The following is a 3,074-nucleotide window of genomic DNA, read 5'->3' as shown; positions in this document are numbered from 1 at the left end:
CTCTCATGGTCTCTGTCTAGCATTCGACTAAACTACTCCTTTTTTTGTTCCAGCTGAAAACTTCAACTCCCTTTGCTGGCTACACTCTACAGGCTAGTCACCTTAATCACTTTAGTCAAGTGGTTTTCCATATTTACAGGAGGGGATTTTACAAAAACAAATAAAATATATTGCTACTTCAATAGTTTGAGCGAACGATAAATTATCATTCCAAGATTTAAAATTTACTCAACTGGAATCTAGTTTTTGGGTACTATTTCACAAAATAACTATCTATAGTTTCAGAATTATGCAAAATTATTTGAAAGATGAGATATTTCTTGCTACCTTCTAGTTAATTACAGGCGTTTCTAGCTTAAAATAATATTAAAATAAACTCGATAATTTGTATCCTTTCATGTGGCGGTTACTTTTTATTAGAAAATCATTAACGTGCACCCGAAACCCTTCATTAAAATCATAATTTAGCGTTTAGCGATTAAATAGCAACTATTAGTTTTTGATTTTGATCTACTTATTTTTATCTAGAAAATGAATGAGCGGATAGCCTTACATCCACTTAACGATAAAATTGCTGCAGCTGTTGCTCTCCTAAAGGCAGGCAAAAACGTAGCTTTTCCAACGGAAACTGTTTACGGACTCGGCGCGGATATTACTAACCCATCAGCGATAAATCGTATTTATGAAATAAAAAGACGCCCAACCAATCATCCCCTTATCGTTCATTTCGCTGAAATGAATCAATTAGAGTACTGGGCAACTGATGTTCCTGAGCCAGCCAAACAATTAGCCGAGCATTTCTGGCCTGGCCCTCTTACTTTAATTTTGCCCAGAAGCCCACATGTGCCACTTAGCGTAACAGGGGGTCAAAACACTGTTGGCTTGCGTATTCCGGACCATCCGATCGCGCTTGCGTTACTAAAAGCACTCGGTGCAGGTAAAGCCCTTGTCGCACCTTCAGCCAATCGCTTTGGCCGACTAAGCCCAACTTCGGCAAGTCATGTGCATGAAGAATTCGGTCATGAAGTAAGCATGATTTTGGATGGAGGCCCCTGCAAAGTTGGCTTAGAAAGTACCATTGTTGGCTTTTATCATTCGACAGCCATACTTTTACGGCCCGGCGGCATCCCCGTAACATCACTTGAAGAGATACTAAAACAAAAAGTTATCGTGCAAAAAGCTCAAAATATAACTTTACGCGCTCCTGGCACACTATCTTCTCATTACGCCCCTGTAACACCTCTTGAAGTGTGGCCATCCGAATCAATTCAACAACGTGCGCAAGAATTGAGTAAGAAGGGATTACGGATTGCTCTGGTCACATGGTCTACTCCTGATTACTTTTCCCAAGATTCAAATGAAAATATTCATCATTTTTTAATGCCTGCAGACTCTATTGAATATGGCCATCATTTGTATGCAACTCTTCGCCAACTTGATCAGAAAGGTTTTTCTCGATTACTGGCAGAAGCACCTCCCGATGATCCTGCATGGTTAACTATTTCTGATCGTTTGCAACGCGCTAGTTTTTCTACAGCTATTCACTAATGAAAAAAAATAATAATACGTCACTTTCTGCTGTACTATTTGATGTTGATGGCACTCTCGCTGATACTGAGCGAGACGGTCATCGCCCCGCCTTTAACGCCGCATTCAAAGAATTTGGTCTTAACTGGAATTGGGATGTCGAACTTTACAGTGAGTTACTCCAAGTTACTGGTGGTAAAGAACGTATCCGATATTACATGGAAAAATACGTACCCAATGCCTTAAATAAAGATAATTTATCTAGCTGGATCGCTGAGCTACATAAAACCAAGACCAAATATTTTCTTGACTTATTAGCAAAAGGCTGCATACCTCTGCGGCCCGGTGTTGCACGGCTAATTCATGAATTACGAGAAAAAGAAATAAAAATAGCCATTGCTACAACCACGACACCAGAAAATGTTACTTCTTTATTAAAATTTACATTAGGCGAAGAGTCTCTTAGCTGGTTTGATGTCATCGGTGCAGGAGATGTCGTACCTCAAAAAAAACCCGCTCCAGATATCTATAACTGGGTACTCGAAAAACTTGGATTACCACCTCAACAATGTATTGCGATTGAGGATTCAGAAAATGGTTTAAAATCTTCTCGCTCAGCGGGTATTAAAACTATTATCACAGTAAGCGAATACACACATTCACAAAATTTCAATGGTGCAGCAATGGTTTTAACTGATTTGGGAGAACCAACTAGATTGGCTTCCATCATTTCAGGGAATATCCCCAATCTCAATAATGGCTGGCTAGATGCTTCAACCTTAGTAACTTTAATAGAATCTAACGATCAGCAAATTCTATAAGCTCAATCCGGTAATAATTTTATATAATTCAGAAAAAGGGAGATGAGACTATCATCGCCCTACATGTTATCATTGCGCGGTTTACTTGCTTTCAAGCAGGTGCGGATTTAATCGCCCCATAATATCGCGTTGTTGTACGGCGCACTCAATAATATACTCGGAACAAACTGGAATTGCCGTTGCGCCTCCCCCTGCACTAACTGATAGATAAAGCAAGCAAGCCTCTTAAGACAGCAACCTGCACTTCAACAAGGAAAGTGTCGGTATGAGCATTAATCTCTACCATCTCTATAGCACAATGTCTTGTCAAATTTATACCGCGTCTCGTCCTGCAGACTCATGAACCCGCTACTGCTTTTTTGTCACGCAGCAATATGGATTTTGTAAAGGCCGGCTAAGAACCTGTTCAGAGTCCTCTGATTTGACAGAAAAAATGTAATACTTGCAAGATGAGAACACATTATCCAGCGATATCAGTCGCGAACAGTTTGAGCAGATCCGCCCACTGCTGGAAAGTGCGCGCAAGAAGACTAGTCCACGTCGAATCGATTTGTACAAAGTATTTTGTGCGGCGCTGTATTTAGTCGGCCCTGCAAAACTCACCCGGCCGCTAATATAATTTTAGCATGCCGAGTATTCACATCAACAGTTACAAGTTCGCTCCTTATAGGATTGGCCAACTGAATCAATAAAAGGCGCAAAAAAGCCACCTTCAGTCCCAGGCGA

The 3,074-nt window shown here is 40.5% G+C and carries 2 protein-coding genes and 1 pseudogene; all 3 read left to right on the top strand.

The features are described from left to right. The first annotated feature begins 531 nt into the window (after nucleotides 1–531). Entirely contained in the window at nucleotides 532–1,548 is a 1,017-nt protein-coding gene (locus tag J5I83_RS14030) for an L-threonylcarbamoyladenylate synthase (RefSeq protein ID WP_304057254.1), read from the top strand. Beyond that, nucleotides 1,548–2,348: an HAD family hydrolase gene (locus J5I83_RS14025; RefSeq protein ID WP_304057253.1), complete on the top strand. Its 801-nt coding sequence runs from the start codon at nucleotides 1,548–1,550 to the stop codon at nucleotides 2,346–2,348. The genes J5I83_RS14030 and J5I83_RS14025 overlap by 1 nt, the downstream gene beginning before the upstream one ends. 442 nt (nucleotides 2,349–2,790) lie before the next feature. After that, a pseudogene (locus J5I83_RS14020) lies at nucleotides 2,791–2,934 on the top strand (IS5/IS1182 family transposase); the annotation flags it as partial. Nucleotides 2,935–3,074: the final 140 nt, after the last annotated feature.

Source organism: Nitrosomonas communis (genome assembly GCF_024102715.1).
GTDB classification, from domain to species: domain Bacteria; phylum Pseudomonadota; class Gammaproteobacteria; order Burkholderiales; family Nitrosomonadaceae; genus Nitrosomonas; species Nitrosomonas communis_B.
Note: the sequence above shows the minus strand (reverse complement) of the source record. Positions and strands in the feature narration are given on the sequence as shown.